Below are 503 nucleotides of genomic sequence, written 5' to 3'. Positions count from 1 at the left end.
CGCGTCGAGATGATGTCGCCGTAGAAGTCGGGACCGGTATCGAGGTTGTGGTTGTAGGAGGTCAGGCCGGCCTCGGCGAGGCGCTCGGCCTGCGCCCGCGTCAGCATGCCGAGGGTGACGCAGGCCTCCATACCCATCCCGCGCACGCCCCGCACCATGGCGAGGACGGCGTCGAATTCCGGCCCGTCCTTGGGCTGGCGCCAAGCCGCGCCCATGCAGAACCGGTGGGCGCCCGCCGCCTTGGCGGCCGCCGCCTCCTTGAGCACTGCCTCGACCGGCATCAGCCGCTCGCGGGCCAGCCCGGTGCTCTTGTGATGGGCCGATTGCGGGCAATAGGCGCAATCCTCGGGGCAGCCGCCGGTCTTGATCGACAGGAGGCTCGCCCGCTGGATGTCGGCCGGATCGTTGTGCGCGCGGTGCACCTCGGCCGCCCGGAACACGAGGTCGAGGAGCGGCAGGTCGTGGATCGCCTGGATCTCGGCCACGCTCCAGTCGTGGCGGAT

At 71.0% G+C, this 503-nt stretch carries 1 protein-coding gene; it reads right to left on the bottom strand.

Annotated features, from left to right (window positions below; all coding sequences use genetic code 11):
• Window positions 1-503, bottom strand: a 503-nt coding sequence (locus tag WDW90_RS38035) for a radical SAM protein (RefSeq protein WP_336492862.1), incomplete at both ends; no start/stop codon positions are given.

This window comes from Methylobacterium nigriterrae (genome assembly GCF_037106235.1).
Lineage (GTDB): Bacteria > Pseudomonadota > Alphaproteobacteria > Rhizobiales > Beijerinckiaceae > Methylobacterium > Methylobacterium nigriterrae.
The sequence above is the reverse complement of the archived record's forward strand: the minus strand, read 5'-3'. Positions and strand labels throughout refer to the sequence as shown.